This window comes from Staphylococcus piscifermentans (genome assembly GCF_900186985.1).
GTDB lineage: Bacteria > Bacillota > Bacilli > Staphylococcales > Staphylococcaceae > Staphylococcus > Staphylococcus piscifermentans.
In genome coordinates this window covers 1,127,014-1,153,437 of the sequence record NZ_LT906447.1, presented here as the reverse complement: position 1 = coordinate 1,153,437, position 26,424 = coordinate 1,127,014, and the positions used below count along the sequence as shown (strand labels likewise).

Sequence of the window (26,424 nt, the reverse complement as noted above, 5' to 3'; positions counted from 1 at the left end):
TATAAGTGAGAATCTGCATTCTTAAAATAAGAATATATTAAATAAAGTAAAAATCAGTCTCAAGGAGTATATTAGCTTACGCCTAACTAAGTAAGAAAGCAGAGCTGCAATAAAAAAAGACTGAGACCTCATTTGAAGTCTCAGCCCTTCTGCACTAAATGTGAACTTTATTTATATTCTTTATTTAACAATTCAACGATAGCATGATTGAAATCATCCAAGTCGTCTGGAGTACGGCTTGTTACAAGATTACCATCCACTACTACTGATTCATCTTTAACATGTGCTCCAGCATTCGATAAATCTTTACGTACATTTAATACTGCAGTTAATGTACGGCCATTTAAGTCATCAGTATCAATTAATACTTGTGGACCATGGCAGATAGCGAAGATAGGTTTATTATCTTTCATAAATGATTTGGCGAAAGTGCCATAACGGCCATCTACATCGCCACGTAAGTGATCTGGTGAGAAACCGCCTGGAATGAGTAAACCTGAGTATTCAGAAGGTTCAGCTGAACCGATACCTACGCCTACTTTAGCTTTAGTACCATGTTTACCTACAAGTTCTTCACCTGCTTCATGACCGATAATGACAGTTTTATAACCTGCTTCTTCAATTGCCTCTTTAGGGCTAGTTAATTCAATATCTTCAAAATCATTAGCTAAAATAATTGCTACTGGTTTAGTCATAAAATATAATCACCTTTCTATTGATTGAAATTTAGTTTATAAATCTAAATTCAAATTCTTAATAATCGATTGATAGTTATTATATAGACTAAAGCCGGTGAATTTAAACATATCTTATTTATCGGAATTATTTTTCATGTTGAACAGTTTTCACTTTTTCCTCTAATTGGTCTAATAAACCAATCCACTCATCCACATCTTCAACGCTTACTTTGTCAGGGTCTACATGATTGATTTCATCTACAAACTCCGATAATCTTGTTTGGACGTGGGAAATTAATTCTTTTTCGCTCATTTTCATTATTGAGACGCTCCTTTTTAAAATATAACAACATTCTAACATGAATTTGACAAACACCGTTAAACTATTAATAATGTAGCAGAGTTGAAATTAACTGTACATATGAAATATCTGTGTCATTTAAAGAATAGGTTCCTACAATGTTCACTTACCCCTTTTCAACTTCGCCATTCGAAAAGTATAATGATAAACAGAATGAAAATAGAAAGAAGGCAAACTGATGATTGATTATTCAACTCGCATCAAGCAACCTATTTCAATATTGAACGATCCATGGGAAGCTTATAACGATGTAGAAGAATTTGGAGATCTTCAATTAAGTAATATTGAATTTACGACTACAAATTTGTGCAATATGCGCTGCAGCCACTGCGCTGTAGGTTATACATTACAAACAAGAGACCCTGAGCCTTTGCCGATGGACTTGATTTATCGTAGATTAGATGAAATTCCTCATTTACGCACATTATCTATTACAGGCGGGGAACCTATGTTTTCAAAAAAATCTATTCGCAATGTTGTTAAACCTTTATTAAAATACGCTCAAAGCCGCGGTATCTATACGCAAATGAACTCTAATTTAACTTTACCGCAAGATCGTTATCTAGATATTGCTGAATATATAGATGTTATGCATATTTCTCATAATTGGGGCACTACTGATGAATTTGCTGAGGTAGGATTTGGAGCTATGGAAAAGCAACCTCCTTTAAAAGCTAAATTAAAACTTTATGAGCAAATGATTGATAATTCACGTACTCTATCAGAGCAAGGCATGTTTGTATCAGCAGAAACCATGTTGAACCAAAATACGCGTCCTTATTTAGAAAAAATACATAATGAAGTGGTTCATGATATGAAATGCAGCCGTCATGAAATCCATCCGATGTATCCTTCTGATTTTGCCAGCCAATTAAGTGTGTTGAGTTTAAAGGAAATTAAAGATACAATCCGTCATTTATTAGACATACGCGATAAGGACACTTGGATGTTGTTTGGTACTTTGCCGATTTATCCTTGTATCCAAGACGAAGACGATGCTGCTTTATTTGATGCCTTACGTACAGCTAAGAATGTAACTTTACGTAATGACCCAGATGGACGCAGCAGATTAAATGTAAATGTCTTTACTGGTAATGTAATTGTGACGGACTTCGGCGATGAAAATGGTACGATTTCTAATATCCAAACAGATAAACTTACTGATGTTTACCATCAATGGCTGCAATCTGATTTAGCACAAAGCTTAAATTGTCATTGTGCCCCCGTTCATTGTCTTGGACCTAATGTGTTAGTTAAGAATATGTACTACCCTCATACAGATTTTCGTGAAAAAGAAAAAATGATGCATCAAATTTTCCAACAATAATAATAAGGCGGTTGCGACATGTCTACGTCGCAACCGCCTTATTATTATTGAATATGTCTTGTTCTTGTTAAGAATTCTAAAGTATCTTTACTTTCTTGTCTTCTTTCTTTTCTGCGTTTCACACGTGCAGGAGCAGTACTATGGAACCATTCTTGAATTTCATTTTCCGGATAGACGCCAGGCACTTTTTTCGGCTTGCCGTCATCATCCAAAGCAACAAATGTTAAGAAGCTTAAAGCTGCCATATATTTCTTGTCTTCCATAATATCTTCTAGAATTATCTGTACACAGACTTCCATCGAAGTAGAACCTGCATAAGATACCATCGCTTCATATGAGATGACATCACCCGTTCTGATTGGCAATAAAAAGTCTACTGAATCGGTTGAAGCAGTAACTACAGGTGCACTGCTATGCTTCATTGCACAAATAGCAGCAATTTCATCGATGTTGGCCATTAACAGGCCTCCGAACATTGTATGGTGATGATTTGTATCTTGAGGGTATACTTGACGATCTTTAATGCTTAATGAAGCAGACATCGGTCTTTTTTCTCTGTCTTCCACAATAGGTCTCCTTTTTAATCATTATTTTTTTAAAATTAATAAGCCCAGTTTCCATCTTTAAATAAGATTTCTTCTTTTCCATCTTCTGTAATACCATAAATTGTTAAGTCTGAACTTCCAATCATAAAATCTTCATGGATGAAAGCATCGTTTAAGCCTTCAGAGCTTAATTCTTCTCTAGACATTGAGGTACCATCTTTTATAGTAAATGGATAACCTGCACCTAATGCAATATGGCAAGAAGCATTTTCATCTAATAAAGTGTTATAGAAAACACGATTTCGATTTGAAATCGGGGAATCATCTGGTACTAAAGCAACTTCGCCTAAATATTTAGAACCTTCATCTGTCTCAAGTAAGTTGCGTAATACATCTTCCCCTTTTTCAGCAGTAAAATCAACTACTTTGCCATCTTTAAATGTTAAAGTGAAACCGTCAATCAAGCTGCCGTTATAACTTAATGGCAATTTATTTGTAACATGGCCATTGACGCGATTTCGGTCTGGTGCAGTAAACACTTCTTCGGTAGGAATATTAGCTATAAATTCTTGACCGTCATTTGTAAAGCTTGTAGCGTCTTGCCATAAATGATTCTCAGGCAGACCGATTGTTAAATCTGTGCCTTCAGAAATGTAATGCAATGCTGAATAATGTTTATCTTGTAAATATTTCGCATGCTTACTTAAATTTTCAATATGTTGATTCCAATTTTCAACTGGATTATTACCATCTACACGCACAATATCCAATAATTCATCAATGAATTTTTCGTAAGCTTCGTCTTCGCTTAATTCCGGGTATACACGTTGTGCCCATGGTTTATTAGGATAAACAACTACACACCAAGGGAAATCATTATTTTGACTTGCTTCCATGTAACCTTTGAAACCTTTAGAGTAAGCACTGCTGTAGGCAGCCTTTTTATCACTCTCTACGCCGCTTAGTAAATCTGGATCACTGCTGATTAAAGCTAAGTTTGCAGCTCCGCGTTCGACGTAATCCATACGTTCGTCCACATCATATTGTTTTAAGCTTCTTTCAGCAAAATACTCAGCATCTTCATATTCAAACTTTAAGCGTGTCAACGTATCATCAGCATATTTAACACGTACATCAGAAGCACCACGTTCGTAAGCCGCTTCTACGATATCATGTGTTAATTCTAATGCATCGACTGAAGAACGTATAAATACTGGTTGACCTTCTTGTACATTCATCCCTACATCTACGATTAATTGTGCATACTGTTTTAATTTGTCTTGTAATTGTGTCATGAATCAATTCCCCCTTGAATTCTATTAGTTGTTATTTCTTATGATTGGCGTAATTCACCGAGCTCAGAAGCAATAGCTGTCACTTCACTAGGTGAAAAATTATCTTTAGATGTCACAAAGTCATGAATTTCTTTAACCTTTTCTTCGTCAGCATCTTCAAATTTATCAGGATCAATCAGTTGCACATTGACAACATTTAATTGTTTACGGATTTCTTCAATCATTTCTCTATTATTTGACTCCATTTTTTTCACCTCTTTATTTTTTTATTCTATCAAAGTACGGTTTTAATGAAAACTTTTAACGAAAAAAGAGAAATTCTCTCTTTAGATATGTCACAAAAACCGATAATATAGTGATATACAGGTATATTTTATAAATGTTCGGGTAAATACAATCTATGGAACGATAGGTATACCTTATATAAGCTAACATATGTATTTAATATTTACCCGGCAAAATATCATTTGGAGGTAAAACATGGTTACAGTTGCATTTGTCTGCTTAGGCAATATTTGCCGTTCACCTATGGCTGAGGCTATTATGAAACAGCGTTTAAAAGACCGTAACATCGATGATATTGAAGTGACTTCTCGCGGTACAGGTAAATGGAATCTAGGTGAACCGCCACATGAAGGGACACAAAGTATTCTAAGAGAACATAATATTCCATTCGACGGTATGATCAGCGAACTCTTCAAAGCATCTGATGACTTTGATTACATTATTGCAATGGATCAAAGTAATGTGGATAATATTAAACAGATTAATCCACATTTGAAAGGCCAATTATATAAATTGCTGGATTTCAGTGATATGGATGAACAAGATGTACCTGATCCTTATTACACTAATAACTTTGAGGGTGTCTTCGATATGATACAATCATCTTGTGATAATTTAATCGATTATATTCTTAAAGATTCAAAATTAAAAGAGGGGTAGATGAATTATGAATAACAAACTTGTACCAGGAATTCTTTTAGGCGCAGTTATCGGCGGCGCGATTACTCTTGCTGATAAAAATACTCGTACAGCTCTTAAAAACAGCTATACAAATATGAAAGAAGGTAAACGCAGCAACCAACCTTCTAAATTTAACGTCATCAAAGATGAAATCATGTATTGGAAAGATGCAGTCGAAGAAATTCGCCGTAATAATCCAGAATTAGAACGTGCGCTTAAAGATGCAAAGAATACATTCCAAGAGCGTAAAAACAATGATAAACATTTAAACGGCTAATTCATTGCCAATTTAATATGGTTTATTTCAAGGGATAAGCACACCTAGCACTTAGGGGTGGCGCTATCCCCCTTTTTTCAACTAAAAAATTTATTTATGTCACGAAGGAGTCAGTGTTATGTCAAAGAAAAATGACCATAACAAAGAAAGTAACTCTGGTTTATTAAATAAGGTGAAAGAGAAATCGGCACAAGTGACGCATCAGCAGGATAATAAGTATGTGCCGCCGCAAGAATTTCAATCCAAAACACCAAAGAAACCAAATCAAACTTTCTTTGTCGCTAAAAATAATAAACCTGCAAAATATACAAAAGATTCAAACTTTTTATCTTATCTGATTTATAGAATCGGTAAAGATGATGCATCGGGATTAGCAGCACAACTTTCCTATTATTTCATGTTGTCGCTCTTCCCTATGTTGTTATTCTTGATGTCACTATTGCCATTATTTAAAATTGACCGCAATAAAATTGTGGATATGATTGCTAAGAATGCGCCTGCTTCTACAGCAGATTTGTTAACTGGCATTATCGGCGATATTATGAAAAATGCAAGTGGCAGTATTTTATCTGTTGGTTTGATTTTAGCATTATGGTCCGCTTCCAATGGAATGACAGCATTAATGAATGCTTTTAATGTTGCTTATGATGTTGAAGACGGCCGTAATCCTATTCTCTTAAAATTAATCAGTGTGCTCTTTACAGTTATCATGGGTGCGGTATTTATCGCAGCAATGATCTTCCCTGTATTCGGTCAGCAAATCGGACACTTATTGTTTGGTCCGCTAGGCTTGGATAGTCAGATCAAATGGATATTTAATGTCTTGAGTTATGCCTTGCCGTTCGTCGTCATATTCTTATTATTTGCGACGCTCTATACCTTGGCACCGAATATTAAAATCAAATGGAAATCGGTACTTCCAGGAGCCTTATTTGCTTCAATCGTCTGGATTGTAGGGACTGCAGCATTTGGTTTGTACGTAAGCAACTTTGCTAACTACTCTAAAACATATGGCAGTATCGGAGGTATTATCGTGTTAATGTTATGGCTCTATATCACAGGCTTTATTATCATTGTAGGTGCTGAAATTAATGCGATTATCAATCAAAGACGTACACTAAAACACGCTGATTCACTAGAAGAACATGAGTTCAATACATCTGAACTACAAAATCCTCATAGTGAACGTTCATAATTACTAGCGAAAGGCTGGGACATTAAGTTGTTCCAGCCTTTATTCTCTGCATGCACAATAGCTATCTGAATAGACAATACCCATGGTTTAAGAAGTTTTTTGAAAAAACAGTTCATAAAATGTTCAAACTCTAAATATTTGGGGTATACTATTCATTGGTTGAAAGATTTGAATGATACATAGCTTTTTCAACTGTAAGAGCTTACAACTTGAGAAAACATAAACTTAAACAATTACAAGGAAACAGGAAGTGTAAACAATGACATTATTAGAAAGCATTCTCGCTTATAATAAAGATTTCGTAGACAATAAAGAATTTGAAAACTATTCTACGAGCAAAAAACCAGATAAAAAAGCCGTGTTATTCACATGTATGGATACACGTTTACAAGATTTAGGTACGAAAGCATTAGGATTTAATAATGGTGACTTAAAAGTTGTTAAAAATGCTGGTGCAATTATTACGCATCCCTATGGTTCTACAATTAAAAGTTTATTAGTAGGCATTTATGCATTAGGTGCAGAAGAAATAATCATTATGGCGCATAAAGATTGTGGTATGGGTTGTCTTGATGTCAGCACTGTTAAAAATGCAATGAAAGAACGCGGTGTATCAGAAGAAACATTTAAGATTATCGAACACTCTGGAGTAGACGTCGATAGCTTCTTACAAGGATTTACAGACGCTGAAGAAAACGTTCGTCGAAATATTGATATGGTTTATAATCATCCATTATTTGATAAATCTGTACCAATTCACGGATTAGTGATTGATCCGCATACAGGTGAATTAGATTTAGTACAAGACGGCTATGAAATTGCTGCTCAAAATAAATAATAAATAAATATGAATAGAGCAAGGAGCTGGGACAACATCATATGTCTCAGCTCCTTGTTATTATTGGATTAAATCATGTTGGAAAGCATAAATAACAGCTTGTGTTCTATCTTGCACTTCCAATTTGCTTAAAATATTGCTCACATGGGTTTTAACTGTCTTAATTGTAATATGCGATGCACTTGCAATCTCTTGATTGGAATAACCTTTAGCAATCAGTAATAAAATTTCCATTTCACGTTCTGTGAGCATTTCGTATAACTCAGCACGTTGATTCATGCGATTGCGCATCTTAACCAGCACTTCCGCTTCAAACACAGATTCATTATGCTGCGTCTTTCTAATTGCTTCTGCAATATCGCTTGCACTCGTAGTTTTAAGTATATAGCTGTCTACGCCTGCATCTAAAGCACGATAAACTTCATTATCTTCAATATAACTCGTTAACATCAATACTTTAATCTTAGGCAAGTCTTTCTTTATTTGTTGCGTAGCTTCTACGCCATCCATATCCTCCATCAATAAATCCATCAAGATTAAATCCGGTTGCAGCTCATGCGCTTTTTCAATCGCTTCCTTTCCAGATTTACCTTCCCCTACTACTTCAATATCAGGTTGTGTTGACAGATAACTTGAAATGCCGATACGAACCATTTCATGATCATCCACAAATAGCACTTTAATCGTCATCAAATTCCTCCTTATTCAGCGGAGCTTTCACCTCAATTCTAGTCCCTGCACTTGGCAAGGATACAATATGCAGTGTTGCTCCGATTTCTAATGCGCGTTCTCGCATATTTTTTAATCCATAACTTTTTTCCATTTTTTCATCGACATCAAAACCTTTGCCGTCATCTTGAATCCGCAAAAGCAAGTAGTCATCTTTGTTAAATAAATCGATGGTTAATTTTGAACCTTCTGCATGGCGTAATGTATTGGAGATTCCTTCTTGTGTAATACGAAAAAGATGGTCTTCGATTCCTTTAGGCACTTCAAAATCTTCAATATCATAAACCACTTTCATCGGCACCTTTTTCTGCAAATCGATAACTAAATCTTTAATCCCTTCACCTAAAGAACGGTCTTTTAATCCCAAAGGACGTAAATGCAGCAGCAAAGCACGCATTTCTAGCTGAGAGTCTTGAACCATTTTTTCTAATGTCGGAATTTGCTGGTCTAGCGGAGGCTCTAATTTAGTTTCTTTAATAGCTGATAACATCATACTCGCCGCAAACAGTTGCTGGCTTACAGAATCATGTAATTCTCTTGCTAAGCGTTGTCGCTCATCTTCTATTATTTTCTTTACCTTCGTATCATTCAAGTTATAAGTTTCGTTAGTCAAATCTTGAGTTTTTATCCGCAAGCGATGCAATTCTTGGTTCAATGGTGCCAACATATGATAAATTTCCAACGTTTCTTGATAGAGTTCGATATTCTGATCATTAATACCGACAACTTCACCCTCAATAGAGTGCTCAATTTGATCTTTAATCCAGTGATTTTGCTGATTCACTTTATAGGCTAATACTGAACCTACAATAATACTCATGAGTATTACAATGATATTTAGAAACAAAAAAACTGGAATACCAAAGATTTGTGTATAAAACATACCTTGGAAGAAAATAATATTTACAAAGACTTTATCTATGAAAAAGAAGATGGCTAATATACTGTAAACTAATATCAACATTGAACCTATCGCTCGTATATAGTGATTCATCGATAGACCACCTCTACATCTCCGATAAATGTAGACGCGTAGATATTAATGTTGTAATTCTCTGCTTTCGTTTCTTCTTTCATTTGTATATGATTATTTTCCACTTTAATAGTTTCGTGATTAATAGATGCATTACCATAAAATGCAGCTACATGTAAGTTAACATTATAATTTGTTGGAACAATAATTAATATTTTTCCGATGAAATGTCTGACCACAATCGTATTATTTTCTTTAATATTGGCTGCTTTAGTTAAATCAATATGAATATCACCGATTCCATGTTGAATCTGCATATCTTCCCATTTATAAACATAAACAGGGGTACGTTGATTACCAAACCACTTCTGTTTAATAAATGCAGGTGAAGTCACTTCTTTATCTGAAGCAATTATTTTAAGTGGTTTAAATTTAAAGACAATATAACGGATTATCAATAAAATCATGAAAATGAACAGGATGATAATCGTATATTTATTAGAAAATAACGTAAAGGCAACCAGTAACACACCTATCCAGAAAGCAAGCAATCCTCTTACTTTGTGGAAATACAGGTAGCCGACATAGATTAAGATAATTCCTAATAACAAGACGAGCAAAAAGCCAATTTTTTCAAAGAAAATATAGTAAAAATTGGCTATTATCATTAATGCTGTGAAAATAATCAACATCTCAGTCGAGATATATTTATTTGTCATTTTTCGCCACCTTTTCTACGCAACTAAACTCATTTGTGCAATCATATCACATTCTCTTTCTAAAGTAATTCGTGTTTTATTTTGATAAGATAAATCCGCTTCAATTCTTGCACAGTCAGACTCTGCTGCATTTAATTCTTTCATCAATGAATTTAATTCTGCGTTTTCAATATTCTCCATACGTTGAATATTAGAGATTTGATATTGATCTAATAAATCAATATATTTATTTTCAATTTCAATCGTTAATCTTTCAATCAACTCTACGATATTGACTCTTTTACGATTCAAGTAATGAATATATTGTTTCGTAGAATGTAGTTTTTTATTTAAACTTTCTTGGCAATGCACAATACTACTTTGAATCGTATGTTGATATATCTTTTCTAGATATACTGTAAACAAGTTCATGGAATCACCTCATTTATTATTGATTCCATTATAAAAGAAAGCCGGAGACATAGGGATAGTCTCCGGAACCATCTTTCATTCATACTTTAGTCCTAAGTTGCTTTAGGAGGATTACAGTACGATTTCAATAGTATTATGATTCTTTATCATAGTCGATTTTAGTTGTAAGTAATGGACCATCTTTTGTCACTATCACAGTGTGTTCAATTTGTGCAACATAGCTTTTATCGCTCGTTTCAAACGCCCATTCATTTTTGCCTTCTGTTACAAATGTTGCATTAGAAGAAATGAAAGGTTCTACTGCTAAGACAAGCCCTTCTTTAAGTAAAGTTTTTTCTTTTGGATCGTAATAGTTCAAAACATAGCTTGGTGCTTCATGTAACGAGCTGCCTACACCGTGTCCTGTTAAATTACGAATGACTTTCAAATCATTTTTACGTGCTGTCGCATGCACCGCTTTTCCGATTTGACTTAATTTGCTGCCCGGTTTTACTTTTTTCATAGCATTATCAAAGGCTTCTTCCGCTACTTCACATACCTTTTGTTTCATAGGATCAGAAGCTTCTCCAACTACGAAAGATATACCAGTGTCTGCATATAAGCCGTTTTTTAAAGCAGAAACATCAATATTGACTAAATCGCCTTCGCGGATTTTGCGTTTACCTGGAATACCATGTGCAACTTCCTCGTTTACACTGATACATGTTTGGCCAGGGAATTTTTCATCATGAATCGGTGCTGATAACGCGCCGTGTTCTTCAAATAATTCTTTTGCGATATCATCTAATTCTTTAGTTGTTACACCTGGTTTGGTTGCTGCTTGCATTTTATCTCTGACTAAGGCACAGATATAACCGATTTCTTTTAAACCTTGTAATTCTTCTTCTGTTTTTACAATCATGTCTAAATCCCTTTCCTTTTTTAAAAAAATTAATTCGTAAAAAGTAAGCCCGTACCAGAAAGTACGGTTAGACTTTATCTTTTCACTGCCGCCATGCAATTTACTCTATTCGAACATCACATTTTGGTACTCATTCCATCTTATTATACCAAAATTAATCTGATATACTAAACGTAGGAAATTTTAAATTGAACTTATAGCTTTACGAATTTGAAAATTGTTGTTGTAAGTGCATCATCCAAGCGAGGTTTTAATTATGAAAAACGACAAATGGTATACCAAAATTATCGGAGCGAGAACCATCAAAACAGGCTTAGCAACTTTCTTAACTGCTTTCTTTTGTATGGCGCTTCACTTGAATCCTATTTATGCAACACTCACAGCTATTGTAACCATAGAACCGACAGCCAAAGCTTCCTTGAAAAAAGGATACAAAAGATTGCCTGCCACCGTTATTGGTGCATTGCTCGCAGTCCTCTTTACATATATATTCAGTGATAAATCTGCTTTAGCCTATGCATTAAGTGCGACTTGTACTATCTTCATTTGTGCTAAATTGAAATTACATGATGGTATCACCGTTGCGACTTTGACTGCTATGGCTATGATTCCAGGGATTGGAGATGCTTATTTATTTAATTTCTTCTCACGCTTACTCACAGCCGTTATCGGTTTGGTAACAGCAGGTCTAGTCAATCTGATTATTTTGCCTCCGCGTTATTATTACCAAGTGGAATCATCAGCTTGGCAAACGGAAACAGACATGTATCAATTATATAGCGAAAGATTGCATGAACTCGTTATTGGTAAATTCGTTTCCGCTAAAAGTAATAAAAAACTGGAAAAGCTGCTGACTAAAAGTATGCATGTCGAAACTTTGCTTCGTTATCAAAAGGACGAATTATCTTATCATAAACATGAAGAAGATTGGGTGTTATTGAAAGCTTTAACGAATCGCGCACATATTGATCGGTTATTTATCACTCATCTCTCTAATATTATTTACTTACCGAAAGATACATTTGTAGTGTTCAATTCAGAAGAACGCGAAGCGATTTTAAAAGTCGCACACAGTATTTCTGAAATTATTGCGACAGGTTATTTTGAACGCGAAACACAATCGATTAATTTATTAAAAGCAACCGTTACGCATCTAGATGAATTTGATAAAGAACAATTGAAAAGTCATTTAATTTATGAAATTCTGCTCACGTATCGTATTCTCGATAATCGTTATGCATGAGAAAAGCAGCGGCTTGCCGAGCAATCGTCGGTAAGCCGCTGCTTTATATTATTTATGCTGTTTCTCTAAACGTTCTACAATCGCTTGTTTAGCTGCTTCTTCTTCAGTGTTATCTAAGTTATGAGGCTCAAATGGAATACCTTTTCTCTCACAGGCTTTCTTTAACAAATAGTCTGTGATTTCATGGTTCTTCGGTAAAACGGGTCCATGTAGATAGGTGCCGAGCAAGTTTTTATAATGAATGCCTTCGCGTCGGTCTTCTTCGTTGTTGCCATAGCCGTATTTGACTTTGCCGAATGTTCCGAAGTCATGATAAGTACGTCCCCCATGGTTCTCGAAGCCGACAATTGTCCCGAACGTTTCGCTTTCGATAACAATGTCGCCTGTTAAACGTTCTTTTTGCGATTGTGTATAGAAATCTAAGATGCCGAGTCCTTCTAATTCTGTACCGTCTGGCGTGATATATTTTGTGCCTAGGAACTGGTACCCTCCGCAAATAGTAAGTCCTGGCATACCATCTTCAATGGCTGCTTTAAGCTGATCTTTAATCTTGCTCAGTTCTTCTGTTGCAAGTGCTTGTTCACGGTCACTGCCGCCACCGATAAAGAAGATATCGCAATTATCAAGTGTCACACCTTCTGTTTCATTGACTTCTACGACGTTCAGTTTAATATTGCGCCATTTCGCACGTTGTTTTAATGCAATAATATTGCCGATATCACTGTATAAATTCAGTTTGTCTGGCATAAAGTGATAGACTGTTAATTCATTCATTGATTTTCCCTCATTTCAAATGAACGGTTCAATTGTTCAAGCATCGGTGCAAGTGATGTATAGTTCGGAATCGCAACTGTTTTACCAGTATAATCCATTGTCTGAGCAGTTGCTTTATAGATATCCTTTTCGACAATAACAGGCACGTCTACTTCAGCTAATTTCAAGCGTAACTGCAATTCTTCAGCACGAGAACCTGTCACGATTATCGCTTCGATATCTTGATTGCTTAATTTTTCAAAATCCGCATCGTAAATCCAAGAAATATCGCGACCATCTGCTGGTTTATCATTTAAACTGATGACATAAACTTTCTTGCCTTCTAATTGTTCACCCATTGATAAGCTGGCATTCATACCGGCCGGGTTCTTCGCTAAATTAATCATTGCTTCTTTGTTGCCAGCTTTGAAATATTGCATACGTCCATTATCAGAAGTATAAGTTTCAAAACCTTTGCGAATCGATTCGTCATTTAAACCGAGTTCTCTTAATACACTATAAGCTGCAATGGCATTATAAGCATTGAAGTCCCCTGCTATTTTCATATCGAAAGTGGTATCACCGATTGTTAAATGAATAAATGGAGATACTGTAAATTTGGATACTTCGTATTTGGGTGCTTCACGTTTAAAACCGCACACACAATGATAATGACCGATTTGATTATAATGTATGTAATCGTAAGCAAGCAATCGTCCGCAGTTCGGACAGTATTTACTTTCGTTCATTGTACTTTGTTCGAATTCGTGAGCATGAGCTTTCATGCCGTAATATACATTAGATTCACTGGCGATTTTTAAGCGGCTGACGAAAGGATCATCGGCATTTAATATCAATTTAATACCTTTATGGCTGATTGCTTCTGCAATATTGTTCACCATAATATCAATTTCACCAAAGCGATCCATTTGGTCTCGGAAAAAGTTGGTGAACACCATCATTGTTGGTGTCATTTCTTTTAACACACGCGGAATTGAACCTTCATCAATTTCAATCACTGCAATTTTAGTATTCGGATTAGATTGCACAATAAACGCAGATGTAATACCTGCAGCCATGTTTGCACCTTCATTATTATGCACAATATCTATATGATTCGCTCTTAAAGTATGACCAATTAAATTTGAAGTTGTTGTTTTACCATTTGTACCACTGATAAATACGACGTCGTCTACTTTTTCAGCTAAATTTCTTAAAATGTCTTTATCAATTCTTCTTGCAACTTGACCTGGCAGATCTGTACCGCGTTTACCGACAGCACGGCTTGCCTTACGGGCTAACTTTGCCAAGTTGATTGCCGTCCATTGTCTCATCCACTTCACTCCTCTAAATTTCCTAAATTATTATAACATGCTATAAGGTAAGATAAAAAAATTATCTACAATAAATTTTACGTATATCAATTTCTTGACTCAGACAGTGATTTAAAGTAACATTTTACTATTCTAAATGATTATACGAATGAAAGGTCGATTAAGCAATGAATGATAAAAATGCTTTTGTAGCGTTGGATTTTGAAACAGCGAATGGCAAACGTACTAGCATTTGTTCTGTGGGTATGGTAAAGGTCGTCGATAATGAGATTGTTGAAACCTTTTATACGCTCGTAAATCCTAATGATTATTTTTCACAGCAAAATATTAAAGTCCACGGTATCCATCCTGAAGATGTAGAAACGGCGCCTGACTTTAACTTTGTGCTTCCCTATATGTTGCAATTTATTGCAGACTTGCCTGTAGTGGCTCATAATGCCGCATTTGATATGACAGTACTGCATGCAAGCATCCAGGCATTAGGCGCTGCAACGCCAGAAATGACATATTTTTGTTCCTTACAGCTGGCAAGACGTACAGTCAATGCACGACGATACGGCTTAAATCATATGATGGAATATTATCACCTTGATTTTCATGGACACCACGATGCATTAAATGATGCGAAAGCGTGTGCGATGATTACCTTCCGCTTGCTAAAAAATTATGATAGTCTAAATGCGATGCTGGCAGTATACGGTAAAAATTTAATAGATAAAGGTTGAACAGGAGTTAGGACAACGAAAAATTTATTTTTTGTCCCCGCTCCTGATTTTTTTATAAAAAGTCGTAAATCGACATATTTTCGTATTCAGTTTCTTCCAAATTACCGACTGTCACACCAATCAAGCGAATCGGAACATCCGGATCCTTTAATTCATTATATAAAGTATAAGCTGTATTATAAATATCAATTTCACTTCTGACAGGATCTCTTAAGCTGCGTTGTCTAGAGAGCGTTTCAAAGCGGTGTGTTTTAATTTTGACAGTAACAGTTTTTCCAGATTTTTGGATTTTATTTAACCGTTCTGCAGTCTTTTCGCTCAATTCTCTTACTTTTAACAAAATCACTTCGTCATCATTCTCATCTGTAGTAAAAGTTCTCTCTGTCCCTACTGATTTGCGAATGCGAAATTGTTTCACTGGTCGTGTGTCGATGCCTCGCGCTTTCTCATAAAGACCATGTCCTCTTTTTCCGAAGATACGAATCAACTCTCTCTCACTCGTATCATACAAGTCTTGTCCATTATAAATATTATGTTCATGCATGACTTCTTTAGTTGCTTTACCTACTCCTGGAAAGTCACCTATCTCGAGGTTCATTAAAATCTCATTGACATTATTATAGTTGATGATTTTCATTCCATTCGGCTTGTTCATCCCGCTCGCTAATTTAGCAAGATATTTATTGTATGAAACACCAGCGGAAGCGGTGAGACCTGTTTTTTCAAAAATATCCCGCCGTATATATTGGGCAATTGTTGAAGTCGGCAAGTCACGACGAACCAAGTGCGTCACATCTAAATAAGCTTCATCTAAGGCTAATGGTTCTACCACTTCAGTGTAGCTGCGGAAAATTTCCATAATTTGACTGGAGACTTCACGATAATAATCAAAACGAGGTTGAATATAATATCCATTTGGGCACAGTTTATGCGCTTGAGCCATGGGCATTGCAGAGTGAACACCGAATTCGCGCGCTTCATATGAGGCAGTTGTGACCACCCCTCGTCCACTGGCTTTCCCACCTACAATAACCGGTTTACCTCGTAAAGCAGGTCGATCACGCACTTCAACTTGTGCGTAAAAATAATCCATATCCACATGAATAATACGACGCTCTTTCACAGGAATCACCTCGCTTTCTAGCTATTTCTATATAGGTTAATTATATTACACTTGGCAAGTAGTACAGAATAAAATGATTGAGTTTTCTATCGGATCAGAGGAAATGTTAATTATTTATTCAAAAATTATTAAAGTAATAATAAGATACATTTTGCTGCTGTAAATAAATGTGTATTTATCGTTTATTTCATATTTAAAGAGGTATAACTTAGCAGACATGAAAACATTAGCTTGTTTCAAGTCTAGTATTCTAAAATTCTTAGGAGGTTTTGTAAATGGCTGAAAAAGATAACAAAATGAGTCATTCAGAAGCGGGTAAACTAGGAGGAGAAGCAACTTCAAAAGAATACAACAAAGATCATTACCAAGAAATCGGCCGTGAAGGCGGAGATGCTACAGCTAGTGAAAAAGGGAAAGAATTTTACGAAGAAATCGGCAAAAAAGGCGGAGACAAAACAGCAAGCGAACACGACAAAGAATATTATGAAAAGATTGGTAAAGAAGGCGGAGACGCTACAGCTAACGAAAAAGGCAAAGATTTTTATAAAGAAATCGGCAAAAAGGGCGGAGAAGACAACTCTAAATACGATAAGTAATTGAAATATTTTGAGGGCTGAACTTTTAAAGTTCGCCCTCTTTTTATTTTGGGGAGCGGAGCAGAATAGATATATCGGACAAGATTGCAATCATCTTGTCCGTTATAATTTCCTACCTATAACCTCAACCTTATTTTCTTTCGAATAATGCGACCGTTTCGATATGTGTAGTTTGCGGGAACATATCCACAGGAGTAATTTCTTTCAATTGATATTGTTCTGTTAAAATACCAGCATCCCTTTGTTGAGTAGAAGGATTGCAAGAAATATAAACGATACGCTTAGGGTTCAATTCTAATAATGTTTTTAAGAATTGTTCATCGCAACCTTTACGGGGAGGATCCACCATTACCACATCCGGTTGAATTCCATCTGCTTTCCATTGCATAATCACATCTTCTGCTTTTCCGCACACAAAGGTCGTATTGTCATAACCATTTAACTCAGCATTTTGTTGAGCGTCCTTGATAGCTGCAGGTACTACTTCCACTCCATAAACATGTTGAGCTTTTTCAGCCATATATAAACCTATTGTTCCAATACCGCAATAAGTATCCAACACTGTTTCATTGCCATTCAATTGTGCATACTCCAAAGCTTTATTATATAATTTAACCGTTTGTTCTGAATTAATTTGATAAAATGATTGATCACTGATTTTAAAGGCTACGGAATCTAAATCATCTATAATTTCATCCTTGCCATAAAGCGTTTGAGAGTTTCGACCCATAATCACATTTGAATGGGATTCATTAATATTTTGAATCACACTTTTTATATTTGGCACCGCTTCAACCAACTTCTCAATTATAGCTGGCGCTTGTTTGAATTTCTTCCCATTCGTAACAAAAACGACCATTACCTCACGTGAGACATGTCCTACGCGGATAATAACGTGACGCAACAATCCCTCTTTTGATTTTTCATTATAAATTGAAACCTTATGTTGGTTGAGCAAATCTTTAATCATAACCATCAAGCGATTTTGCACACTGTCTTGAATGATACACTCGTCCATGTCAATAATATCGTGACTGCGCTGTCTATAGAATCCCATAACGGCTTTGCCAGCTTTATTTTTGCCGACAGGGATTTGAGACTTATTACGATAATACCAAGGATTCTTCATGCCGATTGTTTCGTTAATTACAGTATCGGTATACTTCCCTCTTCTATGGAAAAGATTAACGACTTGATTGCGCTTCATTTCAAGTTGAGCATCATAGGCAAGGTGCTGCAACTGGCATCCACCGCATTTATAATAATAAACACAAGGAGGCTCTACACGTTCAGGACTGTCTTCAAAAATCTGCAATAATTTTCCAATCGCAAAGTTCTTATTGACTTTAATCAACTTATATTCGATTTCTTCACCCGTTAATGCTTGGGGAATAAAGACGGGATATCTATCAATTTTCACTACTCCATGTCCTTCATGAGTCAGGTCGATAACACGCCCTTTTCTTACTTCATTTTTCTTTAACGCTTCCACTTTCTTACCTCCATAGAAAAAAGGTCAGGAGTGGCATATTCCTTCCTAACCTTTGATTATCAATCTTGATCAATTAATTCAGTATTTTTACATCTTTAGGTGTATATACCTCAATATGCTGTTTCAAATTCAAGAAATTGGCAGGCAATTGGCCACCGTATTCACCGTCCACATTAAGGGGCATTTGTTCAAAAGAAGAAACATTAACAGATTTGGCCTTTTCATAAGTCACTTTCGGATGTTTAATATGTTCCCCTCTTGAAGCCAATGTCATAATGTGACCTAATTCTGCCAGATTAGCTTTCTCTACAATAATTAAAGTAAAATATCCATCATCTAGACGAGCATCTGGCACTAATTTTTCAAAACCAGCCATTGAATTTGTCAGGCCTAACAAGAATAATAAGATTTCGCCTTGGAATACTTTGCCATCGTATTCAATACGAACATCAATATTTTTCATTTGCGGCAGCATTTCCATGCCTTTAATGTAGTAAGCAAACGGACCTACAAAAGTTTTCAACTTACTCGAAGTCTCATAAGAAACTTCCGTAATGCGTCCTCCTGCTGCTAAGTTGATGAAATAACGGCTATTCATCTTACCAATATCTACTTTTACAGTATGACCTTCTGTAATGACATCTACAGCCTTCAGAATATCGGTCGGCAAATGAAGTGCGCGCCCAAAATCATTTACTGTCCCCATCGGAATAACACCAATCTTAGGGCGGTTAGGATGTTCGGCAACACCATTCACGACTTCGTTCAATGTGCCGTCACCGCCAGCGACCACTAACATTTCATAGTCTTCATGTAAAGCGCGTTTGGCTTCTATTGTAGCATCTCCAGCTTTTTGTGTAGCATATGCACTTGTTTCAAAACCTGCTTTTTCCATTTTTACCAAAACTTCAGGCAGCATCCGTTTAAACAATTCCTTACCTGAAGTCGGATTATAAATAATTCTTGCGCGTTTTCTCATAAATAATCCCTCATCATTTTTACTCACATTCAATTTTATATGATTTCCTTGAGAGTTAAAAGTATTAATGGCTGGATTTGACAAATAAACTTTTAAAAACCAAGCTCGTCTAAAATTACTCCAAAAAATCCACTCAATCATCTCTCTTAATAAAAAAACAAAAAATCCTGTTATCAATTGTCTTTCAACATACTTGATAACAGGATTATTTTTAAAGTCAGACTCAGCGTTTATCTAACTCTTGTTGTAATAATTTATTAACCATTTGCGGATTAGCTTGTCCTTTAGAAGCTTTCATGATTTGTCCAACTAAGAAGCCTTTCGCACGGCCTTTACCGTTTTTAAAGTCTTCAACAGATTGAGGGTTATTATCTAATGCTTCGTTTACGAAGTTTAATAATACAGACTCATCTGAGATTTGGACTAAACCTTTGTCTTCCATAATTTGTTTAGCGTCGCCGCCATTTTCAGCTAATTCTGGGAAGACTTTTTTCGCAATCTTACTGCTCATTGTGCCGTCTTCAATTAACTTAATCATACCGGCAAGATTTTCAGGTGTTAATTTAGTATCTTGAAGTTCAACTTGGTTTTTGTTCAAGTACTCATTGACACCGCCCATTAACCAGTTAGAAGTTAATTTTACATCTGCACCCGCTTCAACTGCACCTTCAAAGAAATCGGACATTTCTTTAGTTAAAGTCAACACGTGTGCATCGTATGCAGGCAAGCCATATTCGTTCACGTATTTTTCTTTACGTGCATCTGGTAATTCTGGAATCGTTTGACGAACGCGTTCTTTCCACTCTTCATCTACGTACAATGGTACGATATCTGGTTCTGGGAAGTAACGGTAATCATCTGATCCTTCTTTAACGCGCATCAAAATAGTTTTACCAGTAGATTCATCGAAACGACGTGTTTCTTGCAATACTTCTCCGCCGTTCAATAGTTCTTCTTCTTGGCGTTTTTCTTCGTATTCAAGACCTTTACGCACATAGTTGAACGAGTTCAAGTTTTTCAATTCAGCTTTTGTACCGAATTCTTCTTGACCATACGGACGTAATGAAATATTGGCATCACAACGCAATGAACCTTCTTCCATTTTACAGTCAGAAACGCCTGTATATTGGATAATTGAACGTAATTTTTCAAGGTAAGCATACGCCTCTTGAGGTGAACGGATATCTGGTTCTGAAACAATTTCAATTAATGGCGTACCTTGACGGTTCAAGTCTACTAATGAGTAACCGTCTTTATGTGTTGATTTACCAGCATCTTCTTCCATATGAAGACGTGTAATACCGATACGTTTTGTTTCGCCGTCTACTTCGATATCAATGTAACCATGTTCTCCGATTGGTTGGTCAAATTGTGAAATTTGATACGCTTTCGGGTTATCTGGATAGAAATAGTTTTTACGGTCGAATTTAGATTCAGTCGCAATTTCCATATTTAAAGCCATAGATGCACGCATTGCCCAGTCTACAGCGCGTCTGTTTACAACTGGCAAGACACCTGGGTATGCTAGGTCGATTACATTTGTATTTGAGTTAGGTTCTGCTCCGAAATGTGCAGGTGATGGAGAGAACATTTTAGAGTCTGTTTTCAACTCAACATGGACTTCAAGTCCAATCACTGTTTCAAAATGCATGATTCTTTAACACTCCTTATAAATTTTGATATTGGTCATGTAAGTTATATTGTTGTTCGAATTGATAAGCAACACGGTAAAGTGTTTTTTCATCGAATGGTTTGCCGATAAACTGCAATCCGATTGGTCTGTCATTTGATTGGCCGCAAGGTACTGAGATACCAGGTAAGCCGGCAAGATTGACTGGAGTTGTTAATAAATCGTTTGCATACATTGTTAACGGATCATTGATTTCTTCGCCTAGATTGAAGGCTGGTGTAGGTGTTGTAGGTCCAACTACTACATCATAGTCTTCAAAGACACGTTCAAAGTCTTGACGGATCAATGTTCTTACTTTTTGAGATTTCTTGTAGTAAGCATCATAGTAACCAGAACTTAATGCGAAAGTACCTAATAAGATACGACGTTTAACTTCTTTACCGAATCCTTCGCTACGAGATAATTTATATAATTCATCTAATGTTTTCGCCTCTTTAGAATGGAAACCATAACGGATACCATCAAAACGTGATAAGTTAGATGAAGCTTCAGAAGATGCGATAACATAATAAGAAGGAATACCATAACCTGTATTTGGTAAGGATACTTCTTCAACAATAGCGCCTTCCCCTTCTAAAATTTCAACAGCATTTCGAACTGCTTCTTTTACTTCATCATTTACACCTTCACCTAAATATTCTTTAGGCAATGCAATTTTCATACCTCTGATATCTTTGCCGATATCTGAAGTAAAATCATTATCTTCTACAGGCGCACTTGTTGAATCGTGTTTATCTTCACCTACAATTGTTTCTAAAACAATCGCATTGTCTTTAACGTTGCGTGTTAAAGGTCCGATTTGGTCTAATGAAGATGCGAAAGCAACTAAACCAAAACGAGATACACGACCATATGTCGGTTTCATACCAACAATACCGCAATAAGCTGCTGGTTGACGGATAGAACCGCCAGTATCAGAACCTAAGCTGAATGGCACTAAACCAGCTGCCACCGCTGCTGCTGAACCGCCTGAAGAACCGCCTGGTACTGCTGTGTGGTCAAATGGATTCACTGTCTTTTTGTAATAAGAAGTTTCAGTTGAACCGCCCATTGCGAATTCATCCATATTTAATTTACCGATTAATACGGCATTTTCATTATGCAATTTATTCATAACAGTAGATTCATAAATTGGAACGAACCCTTCCAGCATTTTGCTGGCACAAGTAGTTTCAAGACCTTCAGTGATAATGTTATCTTTAATTCCCATAGGAATACCGAATAACTTGCCTTCCATTTGGTCTTTCGCTTGCAATTCATCTAATTCTTCTGCTTTTTTAACTGCATTTTCTTTATCTAATGCTAAAAATGATTGAATAGTCGGATCAGTTTCTTCAATAGCGTCATAGATATCTTTGACAACTTCTGAAGGTTTGATTTCTTTGTTCTTAATCATTTCGCTTAATTTTTCAACTGATTCATAACGAATAGACATTACGCATCCTCCCCGCTGATGATTGATGGTACTTTAAATTGGCCATCTTCTGTTTCTTTTGCATTTTTAAGTGCAAGTTCTTGAGGAATGCCTTTGATTGCTTTGTCCTCTCTTAAAACATTTTGCAAATCTAATACGTGATACGTCGGTTCAACTGAACTTGTATCTGCTGTATCAATTTGTTGGGCAAAGTTTAAAATAGTTTCTAATGTGTCTTGCATTTCAGTAGTTTCTTCCGGTGAAATATGAAGTTTAGATAAATTTGCAATATGTTCAACTTCTTCACGTGATACTCTAGCCATTAATGAATTGCCTGCTGCTAAAAACATATTCAAATGTCATTAGAGAATTTCTCTTTTCAACGAGGTTGATTCCATTTGAAATCAGGTCTATGAACCTCTCCCAGAGCGTTACTTCCGATGTAGCCCACCGTAGTTTGAAACTTTATAAATACATTTAAATTGTGTGATAACCTTTCAGCAGTTTTCCTTTCGTTATTTTATTACACTATCACGGTGTAATCTGTTGCTTGTTTTAAATTAATACTGGCATTGATATCTCTGTCTTTAATCATTCCGCAATGATGACAATGATACGTTCTTTGATTCAAAGGCATGGGTTGTGTATGTCCGCAATCAGAACATATTTGACTGGATGGATAAAATCTGTCGACTTGGCGCAATTCAATACCATAATCTTGACATTTGATTTTAAACCAGTCAACAATGTTACCTAGTCCAATCTGTTGAAAACTATTGGCCAATCTTTTGCTTCTCATCATGCCTTTGATGTTTAAATTTTCAATCGTAATAAATTGCGGATTTGTGCGAACAATAGAGAGTATGCCTTTGCGTTTGATATTTCTTTTTTGTTTTTAATACGTCGGTATAATCTTTGTACTTTCAACAATTGTTTATACCAATTATGAGACCCTTTTTTCTTTCTGGATAATTTTCGCTGCTGTCGTTTCAAAGATTTATCAAGTCTAACAATAGTTTGATTCGTTTTGAAGCTTCTGATTTTCACACCGGAAGGTGTGAATACAGCTTCTTTCAACCCCAAATCAATACCGATGCCCTCTGTTTGCTTCGGTTTAAAGAGGGGGGATGGTTCACAATCAATCAGTACAGATACATAATAACGATCGAATTCTCTGATAACAGTTGCCGATTTTATATTATTTGTTGGAATGTAACCTTTTTCTTTTAATTGAATCCATCCCAGCTTCGGTAATCGGATGCGATGCCGTTGGACATGGATGGTACCGATCAAATAATAGCTTCCAATGCCTGATTTCTTTTTAAACTTCGGATATCCTTTTTTGTTTTTGAAAAATGTCTGATAAGCACGATGTGCATTCATAATAGATTGTTTGACGGCTTTGCTGGCACTTTGTTTAATCCAATGTTTATTAGGATTATTGGGAAGATATACATTGTTCATCCATTTGCTGAAGGCAAAACCGTTCATGTATGATTGTCCAGTTTTATGGAAATTTTGGTTAGTCTCGATAAATTTGTTGTAAATCCAACGGCATGTGCCGATAGTTTGGTTGATGGTTTGTCGTTGTTCAAAAGAAGGATCGATTTCGGTTCTATACGCTCTCAGCATATTTTGCCACCCTCTTTTTTCAATTGACAAAAATCATAAATACAACCGCTAAAAGTATGGATAGTTACGGTGATGTGTTAAAATTTCAAATTGATTCTGTAATACATCAGGTTGCGAAGGGCTCGCAACCCGACTGTATGCTGTATATTTACGATTAGACGGGTTGGAAATAGCACTGCCTAATTTTACAATTATGTCTTTAGTCTTATACATCATTGTCACCTCAATTCAATTATAAATATGTTTGGATATACTTGTAATCGTTTGATTATATTTTAATAACAGTCTTGCTCCTCCTTAATAATACTTCATCACTAAATTGTATCAAAAAACTGGTTGAAAATCTAAAGTTTTTAGCTTTCAAAACCATAATATCAGTAACTTCGTCCCTTTTAACTTAATCATAATCATGTTCGAATGCAAGCTTTTATATATCCCGAAAATACACTTGAATTACCTTATTATAATTTTATACATTCAAAATTATAAAAATACTGATTATAACGATTGGAATTTTTGCTTTTACACAAAATATGTAAGCGCTTCACTAACTGTCATCACGCCTTTAAAAATTTTCACAACATTTAAAATTTTTATACCCCATTTTTCAGAATTATTGTATAATAATGCGTATACATTGAAATTTCAATGAGAAAAGGGGGAAACCACGATGTTTATTTTAGGTACTTCAGTAAGCAGTCAAATTGATGCAGACTGGCAAACGTACATTATGATTGGTGTTTATTTCTTGATACTTGTAATCATCGGGATTTATGGTTATAAGCAATCAACAGGCAATCTGAGCGAATACATGTTAGGAGGACGTAACATCGGACCGTACATCACTGCCCTGTCTGCAGGTGCATCTGATATGAGTGGTTGGATGATTATGGGCTTACCAGGTTCTGTGTATTCTACTGGCTTGTCCGCCATTTGGATTACAATTGGTTTAAGTTTGGGAGCGTATTTAAACTACTTCATTGTTGCTCCAAGATTGCGTGTTTATACAGAACTTGCAGGAGATGCTATTACATTGCCGGACTTCTTTAAAAATAGATTAGATGATCATTCTAATATTATTAAAATTATCTCTGGTGCAATCATCGTCATCTTCTTCACTTTATATACACACTCTGGATTTGTTTCAGGCGGAAAGTTATTTGAAACAGCATTTGGTTTAAACTATCGTTACGGTTTAATTATGGTAGCTGTTATCGTTATTTTCTATACCTTCTTAGGTGGTTACTTAGCGGTTTCAATTACAGATTTCTTCCAAGGTGTCATCATGTTAATCGCGATGGTTATGGTACCTATAGTTGCACTCTTGAAATTGAATGGTTGGGACACATTCCATCAAGTTGCAGATATGAAGCCTACTAACTTAGATTTGTTCCGAGGTACTACGGTGTTAGGTATTATTTCATTATTCTCTTGGGGACTGGGATATTTTGGACAGCCGCACATCATCGTGCGTTTCATGTCGATTAAATCATTTAAACTCTTGCCTAAAGCACGTCGCGTCGGGATTATTTGGATGATTATCGGACTTGCAGGTGCCTGTTTAGTAGGGTTGACAGGTATTGCATTCGTACCTGCTTATCATATTACACTCAAAGATCCTGAAACGTTATTTATCATCATGGGTCAAGTTCTTTTCCATCCATTAGTTGGCGGTTTCTTACTTGCGGCAATTTTGGCTGCTATCATGAGTACGATTTCTTCTCAATTACTTGTAACTTCTAGTTCATTGACAGAAGATTTCTATAAATTAATTCGTGGTAAAAAGGCAAATACTAAAAAGCATGAAAAAGAATTCGTACTTGTAGGTCGTATTTCTGTAATGGTAGTTGCGTTTGTAGCAATCTGGATTGCTTGGACTCCAAATGATACTATTTTAAACTTAGTTGGTAACGCTTGGGCAGGCTTCGGAGCAGCATTCAGTCCACTCGTTCTTTTCTCATTGTATTGGAAAGGCTTAACAAGAGCTGGCGCAATCAGCGGTATGATTGCTGGGGCAGCCACAGTTATTGTTTGGATTGTATTCATTAAGCCATTAGCAGATATCAATGAAATATTTGGTTTATATGAAATTATTCCTGGTTTTATTATGAGTGTGATTTTCACTTATGTAGTAAGTAAATTAACTCAAAAACCAAGTGCACGTACGATCGGAGAATTAGACGAAGTCAAACAAATTCTTCATACTAAATAATTCACATTAAAAAGCCT

29 protein-coding genes and 1 pseudogene are annotated in these 26,424 nt (G+C 35.8%); 9 read left to right on the top strand and 21 right to left on the bottom strand.

The genetic code is table 11. The features are described from left to right. Positions 1–167: 167 nt before the first annotated feature. Both CKV71_RS05205 and CKV71_RS12525 read right to left on the bottom strand, forming a co-directional pair. Positions 168–695: a type 1 glutamine amidotransferase domain-containing protein gene (locus CKV71_RS05205; protein ID WP_095104539.1), complete on the bottom strand. Its 528-nt coding sequence runs from the start codon at positions 693–695 to the stop codon at positions 168–170. A gap of 127 nt (positions 696–822) precedes the next feature. Then, the gene (locus tag CKV71_RS12525) at positions 823–990 is read right to left on the bottom strand and encodes an SE1561 family protein (protein WP_231917570.1); all 168 of its coding nucleotides are present in this window, start codon (positions 988–990) and stop codon (positions 823–825) included. 226 nt (positions 991–1,216) lie between these two features. On the opposite strand from CKV71_RS12525, the gene yfkAB reads away from it, so the two are divergent. Beyond that, positions 1,217–2,365, top strand: coding sequence for a radical SAM/CxCxxxxC motif protein YfkAB (gene yfkAB / locus CKV71_RS05195; protein WP_095104534.1), 1,149 nt, complete (start codon positions 1,217–1,219; stop codon positions 2,363–2,365). A 44-nt stretch (positions 2,366–2,409) separates the two neighbouring features. On the opposite strand, the gene CKV71_RS05190 is transcribed toward yfkAB, so the two are convergent. Genes CKV71_RS05190 through CKV71_RS05180 form a run of 3 tightly spaced genes read right to left on the bottom strand, consistent with a single transcriptional unit; the run spans position 2,410 to position 4,450 of the window. Continuing rightward, complete coding sequence (locus CKV71_RS05190; protein ID WP_164711996.1) at positions 2,410–2,907, bottom strand: acyl-CoA thioesterase; 498 nt, start codon at positions 2,905–2,907, stop codon at positions 2,410–2,412. A gap of 59 nt (positions 2,908–2,966) precedes the next feature. Further along, positions 2,967–4,205: an aminopeptidase gene (locus CKV71_RS05185; RefSeq protein ID WP_095104532.1), complete on the bottom strand. Its 1,239-nt coding sequence runs from the start codon at positions 4,203–4,205 to the stop codon at positions 2,967–2,969. Between the two features lie 38 nt (positions 4,206–4,243). Then, positions 4,244–4,450: a DUF1128 family protein gene (locus tag CKV71_RS05180; protein WP_095104530.1), complete on the bottom strand. Its 207-nt coding sequence runs from the start codon at positions 4,448–4,450 to the stop codon at positions 4,244–4,246. A 235-nt stretch (positions 4,451–4,685) separates the two neighbouring features. Between CKV71_RS05180 and CKV71_RS05175 the strand changes: the two genes are divergently transcribed. The 4 genes from CKV71_RS05175 (at position 4,686) to CKV71_RS05160 (ending at position 7,481) form a co-directional block, all read left to right on the top strand. Then, complete coding sequence (locus CKV71_RS05175) at positions 4,686–5,150, top strand: low molecular weight protein-tyrosine-phosphatase (RefSeq protein ID WP_095104528.1); 465 nt, start codon at positions 4,686–4,688, stop codon at positions 5,148–5,150. 7 nt (positions 5,151–5,157) lie between these two features. Beyond that, on the top strand, positions 5,158–5,448 hold the full coding sequence (locus CKV71_RS05170; RefSeq protein ID WP_095104526.1) for a YtxH domain-containing protein: 291 nt from the start codon (positions 5,158–5,160) through the stop codon (positions 5,446–5,448). 118 nt (positions 5,449–5,566) lie between these two features. Further along, positions 5,567–6,643 (top strand): YihY/virulence factor BrkB family protein, encoded by a 1,077-nt coding sequence (locus tag CKV71_RS05165; RefSeq protein ID WP_095104524.1) that lies wholly within the window; start codon positions 5,567–5,569, stop codon positions 6,641–6,643. 259 nt (positions 6,644–6,902) lie between these two features. Beyond that, entirely contained in the window at positions 6,903–7,481 is a 579-nt protein-coding gene (locus tag CKV71_RS05160) for a beta-class carbonic anhydrase (protein WP_095104522.1), read from the top strand. 60 nt (positions 7,482–7,541) lie between these two features. On the opposite strand, the gene vraR is transcribed toward CKV71_RS05160, so the two are convergent. The 5 genes from vraR to map form a co-directional block, all read right to left on the bottom strand. After that, on the bottom strand, positions 7,542–8,171 hold the full coding sequence (gene vraR / locus CKV71_RS05155; protein ID WP_095104520.1) for a response regulator transcription factor VraR: 630 nt from the start codon (positions 8,169–8,171) through the stop codon (positions 7,542–7,544). Further along, positions 8,161–9,204 carry a sensor histidine kinase VraS gene (gene vraS / locus CKV71_RS05150; protein ID WP_095104518.1) on the bottom strand — a complete coding sequence of 348 codons (1,044 nt, stop codon included), beginning with the start codon at positions 9,202–9,204 and terminating at the stop codon, positions 8,161–8,163. Before vraS ends, vraR begins: the two co-directional genes overlap by 11 nt. Continuing rightward, positions 9,201–9,902, bottom strand: a complete 702-nt coding sequence (gene vraT, locus CKV71_RS05145; protein WP_095104516.1) for a cell wall-active antibiotics response protein VraT — start codon at positions 9,900–9,902, stop codon at positions 9,201–9,203. The genes vraS and vraT overlap by 4 nt, the downstream gene beginning before the upstream one ends. A 15-nt stretch (positions 9,903–9,917) precedes the next feature. Then, on the bottom strand, positions 9,918–10,313 hold the full coding sequence (locus CKV71_RS05140; RefSeq protein WP_095104514.1) for a hypothetical protein: 396 nt from the start codon (positions 10,311–10,313) through the stop codon (positions 9,918–9,920). A gap of 133 nt (positions 10,314–10,446) precedes the next feature. Beyond that, complete coding sequence (gene map / locus CKV71_RS05135; protein WP_095104512.1) at positions 10,447–11,214, bottom strand: type I methionyl aminopeptidase; 768 nt, start codon at positions 11,212–11,214, stop codon at positions 10,447–10,449. 256 nt (positions 11,215–11,470) lie between these two features. On the opposite strand from map, the gene CKV71_RS05130 reads away from it, so the two are divergent. Next, positions 11,471–12,457 carry an FUSC family protein gene (locus CKV71_RS05130; RefSeq protein WP_095104510.1) on the top strand — a complete coding sequence of 329 codons (987 nt, stop codon included), beginning with the start codon at positions 11,471–11,473 and terminating at the stop codon, positions 12,455–12,457. 48 nt (positions 12,458–12,505) lie between these two features. Here the strand turns inward: CKV71_RS05130 and gatD are convergent, their stop codons facing one another. Both gatD and murT read right to left on the bottom strand, forming a co-directional pair. After that, positions 12,506–13,231, bottom strand: coding sequence for a lipid II isoglutaminyl synthase subunit GatD (gene gatD / locus CKV71_RS05125; RefSeq protein ID WP_095104508.1), 726 nt, complete (start codon positions 13,229–13,231; stop codon positions 12,506–12,508). Next, a complete protein-coding gene (gene murT, locus CKV71_RS05120) occupies positions 13,228–14,544 on the bottom strand; it encodes a lipid II isoglutaminyl synthase subunit MurT (protein WP_095104506.1) in 1,317 nt (438 codons plus the stop codon). Before murT ends, gatD begins: the two co-directional genes overlap by 4 nt. Positions 14,545–14,711: 167 nt before the next feature. Here murT and CKV71_RS05115 point away from each other — a divergent pair, with 167 nt between their 5' ends. After that, positions 14,712–15,269, top strand: a complete 558-nt coding sequence (locus CKV71_RS05115) for a 3'-5' exonuclease (RefSeq protein WP_095104504.1) — start codon at positions 14,712–14,714, stop codon at positions 15,267–15,269. Positions 15,270–15,321: 52 nt separating this feature from the next. On the opposite strand, the gene dinB is transcribed toward CKV71_RS05115, so the two are convergent. Next, positions 15,322–16,392 (bottom strand): DNA polymerase IV, encoded by a 1,071-nt coding sequence (gene dinB / locus CKV71_RS05110; RefSeq protein ID WP_095104502.1) that lies wholly within the window; start codon positions 16,390–16,392, stop codon positions 15,322–15,324. A gap of 275 nt (positions 16,393–16,667) precedes the next feature. Between dinB and CKV71_RS05105 the strand changes: the two genes are divergently transcribed. After that, a complete protein-coding gene (locus CKV71_RS05105; protein ID WP_095104500.1) occupies positions 16,668–16,988 on the top strand; it encodes a general stress protein in 321 nt (106 codons plus the stop codon). Between the two features lie 130 nt (positions 16,989–17,118). On the opposite strand, the gene rlmD is transcribed toward CKV71_RS05105, so the two are convergent. From rlmD to CKV71_RS12665, 8 genes and pseudogenes are all read right to left on the bottom strand, one after another. Then, positions 17,119–18,480: a 23S rRNA (uracil(1939)-C(5))-methyltransferase RlmD gene (rlmD, locus tag CKV71_RS05100; protein ID WP_095104498.1), complete on the bottom strand. Its 1,362-nt coding sequence runs from the start codon at positions 18,478–18,480 to the stop codon at positions 17,119–17,121. 59 nt (positions 18,481–18,539) lie between these two features. After that, positions 18,540–19,459 (bottom strand): annotated as a pseudogene (locus CKV71_RS05095) (diacylglycerol kinase). A gap of 223 nt (positions 19,460–19,682) precedes the next feature. Continuing rightward, positions 19,683–21,110, bottom strand: a complete 1,428-nt coding sequence (gatB, locus tag CKV71_RS05090) for an Asp-tRNA(Asn)/Glu-tRNA(Gln) amidotransferase subunit GatB (RefSeq protein ID WP_095104494.1) — start codon at positions 21,108–21,110, stop codon at positions 19,683–19,685. Between the two features lie 16 nt (positions 21,111–21,126). Then, positions 21,127–22,584 carry an Asp-tRNA(Asn)/Glu-tRNA(Gln) amidotransferase subunit GatA gene (gatA, locus tag CKV71_RS05085; RefSeq protein WP_095104492.1) on the bottom strand — a complete coding sequence of 486 codons (1,458 nt, stop codon included), beginning with the start codon at positions 22,582–22,584 and terminating at the stop codon, positions 21,127–21,129. Continuing rightward, positions 22,584–22,886, bottom strand: coding sequence for an Asp-tRNA(Asn)/Glu-tRNA(Gln) amidotransferase subunit GatC (gatC, locus tag CKV71_RS05080; RefSeq protein WP_095107250.1), 303 nt, complete (start codon positions 22,884–22,886; stop codon positions 22,584–22,586). The genes gatA and gatC overlap by 1 nt, the downstream gene beginning before the upstream one ends. A gap of 200 nt (positions 22,887–23,086) precedes the next feature. Then, entirely contained in the window at positions 23,087–23,374 is a 288-nt protein-coding gene (locus CKV71_RS12750; RefSeq protein ID WP_257213595.1) for a transposase, read from the bottom strand. 2 nt (positions 23,375–23,376) lie between these two features. Continuing rightward, positions 23,377–24,195, bottom strand: a complete 819-nt coding sequence (locus tag CKV71_RS05070) for an RNA-guided endonuclease InsQ/TnpB family protein (RefSeq protein ID WP_095104488.1) — start codon at positions 24,193–24,195, stop codon at positions 23,377–23,379. Between the two features lie 48 nt (positions 24,196–24,243). After that, positions 24,244–24,408, bottom strand: coding sequence for a hypothetical protein (locus CKV71_RS12665; protein WP_157738592.1), 165 nt, complete (start codon positions 24,406–24,408; stop codon positions 24,244–24,246). A 457-nt stretch (positions 24,409–24,865) separates the two neighbouring features. On the opposite strand from CKV71_RS12665, the gene putP reads away from it, so the two are divergent. Next, positions 24,866–26,407, top strand: a complete 1,542-nt coding sequence (gene putP, locus CKV71_RS05065) for a sodium/proline symporter PutP (protein WP_095104486.1) — start codon at positions 24,866–24,868, stop codon at positions 26,405–26,407. Positions 26,408–26,424: the final 17 nt, after the last annotated feature.